Origin of the sequence: Saccharomonospora iraqiensis subsp. iraqiensis (assembly GCF_000430445.1) — a bacterium.
GTDB lineage: Bacteria > Actinomycetota > Actinomycetes > Mycobacteriales > Pseudonocardiaceae > Saccharomonospora > Saccharomonospora iraqiensis.
In genome coordinates, this window is record NZ_KE387043.1 from 1 (window position 1) to 2,207 (window position 2,207).

Annotated in this window: 1 protein-coding gene and 1 pseudogene; one reads left to right on the forward strand and one right to left on the reverse strand. The window is 73.9% G+C overall.

From position 1 onward, the window contains the following. Positions 1–419 (reverse strand): annotated as a pseudogene (locus ACTIR_RS21440) (hypothetical protein); the annotation flags it as partial. A gap of 186 nt (positions 420–605) precedes the next feature. Here ACTIR_RS21440 and ACTIR_RS0103340 point away from each other — a divergent pair. Beyond that, the gene (locus ACTIR_RS0103340; RefSeq protein WP_411431312.1) at positions 606–1,481 is read left to right on the forward strand and encodes an HAD family hydrolase; all 876 of its coding nucleotides are present in this window, start codon (positions 606–608) and stop codon (positions 1,479–1,481) included. Positions 1,482–2,207: the final 726 nt, after the last annotated feature.

Genomic DNA, 2,207 nt, shown 5'->3' on the forward strand with positions numbered 1-2,207 from the left:
TCCACGACCTCGCCCAGCGCGGCCGCGAGCGTGTCCGCGGCACCGGGAAGCACCACGACGTCCTCGGCACCGGACTCGAAGGCGCACCGCCACACGTCGGCGTCGGGCGGCTCCGCGCACACCAGCGACACCCCGGAACGGCGGGGCGGACGGACCGCGGTCGCGGCCACGGCGGCGTGTTCGAGCAACACCAACGGCGCACCGGACCAGTACGGCCGCGCCTCGGCGAGGTCGGCGACGGTGTCGAGGTCGCACCCCACCGCGGCGGCGATCCGGGTGATCCGGTCCCGGAGGTCGGGCTCGCCCGCCACCAGCAGCGGGCGCGGCCGGTCCCGCCCCGTCGCCCGGTCGCCCGGTGATCGTCCGATCGGATGTTCGTCCACCGGGTCCCGCCCGGTGTGCCGGTCCGGTTTCTGCATGGCTCCCCCTCGGTGTCCGTCCACGGCCGGTACGCCGGGTCACGGTCACCGGACGACCGACCGCCGGGCAAGGACGGGACCGCCCACCTGTGGACAACCGGGGCAGTGTGGACAACACTGTGGACGACCGGGGCCGATCCGGCCAGGTGGCCGGGACACCGGGAACGGGTCCCCTATCGTGGGGACGTGGCCGAACCCGAGAACACACCCCCGCACCCCCCGGACCCCGCGGCCGGAACGGGGGTGACCGCGGCGGACACCGCCTCCCCGCACCGCACGGCGGCGTTCTTCGATCTCGACAAGACGATCATCGCCTCGTCGAGCGCACTGGCCTTCAGCCGGACGTTCCTGCGCCAGGGGCTGATCAACCGGCGGGCCGCGCTGCGCAGTGCCTACGCGCAACTGGTGTTCTCGCTCTCCGGCGCGGACGCCGACCGGACCGAGCGGCTGCGGGCGGAGATCTCCACCATGTGTGCGGGGTGGGACGTCGACCAGGTCCGGGCCATCGTCGACGAGACGCTGCACGACGTGGTCGCCCCGCTGGTCTACGCGGAGGCGGCCGAGCTGATCGAGCGGCACCGGGCCGACGGGCACGACGTCATCGTGCTGTCGGCCACCGGGGAGGAGGTCGTCGGGCCCATCGCCGACATGCTCGGGGTGGACCACAGCGTGGGCAGCCGCATGGAGGTCGTCGACGGCCGGTACTCCGGGCGGGTCGACTTCTACTGCTACGGCGAGTACAAGGCGGTCGCCGCCCGGCGGCTCGCCGCCGAACGCGGCTACGACCTCGCCTCCGCGCACGCCTACACCGACTCGAGCACCGACCTGCCGTTGTTGGAGGCCGTCGGGAACCCGCACGTGGTCAACCCGGACCGCCAGTTGCGCCGGCTCGCCACCGAACGGGAGTGGCCGGTGCACACGTTCTCCGATCCGGTCTCCCTGCGTGCGCGGATCCCGGCCCCGGCGGCGACCGCGGTGGCCGTGGGGCTCGGGGTCGGCGCGGTGGCGGCCGGTGCCACGCTCTACGGGCTCTCCCGCCGGAAACGCGGGACCGAACGGTGACCCGGGCCGGACGTCCGATCCGGCGAACGGCTTGAAGTGACGTGTCTCACCCGATACAAAGGAAGTGCGGACGTCTTGTCGGCCAGAGGCCCGGCGGAGGAGAAGCCGGGACTCCCCTGATGAGGCCTCCGTGCGCGGACGCCGGGTACCCACGCGGAGCTCGCCGCGAAAGGCTCGTCGTCACAGGGACTGCGTAATCGGGACGCCGGACGCCGAGTACCCGTCGGACGACACGGAACGCACGCTTGGTCGCCCGCGTGGTCCGCGCCGTGAAGGTGGCGCCCACCGCTTCGCCGGTGGGCGCCACCGGCATGTGCGGGCCGTACGCGCCCCGCGACGGCGGGAGTCCGGCCCGGTGACGGTACTCACCGGAAACTTGCGCGCCCCTGTCCGGCAGCGCGACCTTGTACGGCGACTGACCAGCACGAACACGCCGGTCACCGCCGTCACGGTGGGTGTGCGCGCCACGACACCGCACGCCGACACCGGCCCCGGACGGCGGCCCGGGCAACCCGCACGTCGTTTCCGGGCCCGACCCGGGTCCACGATGCACGAATCGAGCCATGATGACCGTCGACCGTCGCCGCTTCCTCGCCGCGGGTGCGCTGGCGACCCCGTTGCTGACCACGGGGTCGATCTCGCCCGGGCGGGATGTCCGGCACGGCTGCGACGGCCCCGCCACCGGGCCGGGGCGTCCGGAGCGGGTCATCCCGGCCGCGGACCGGC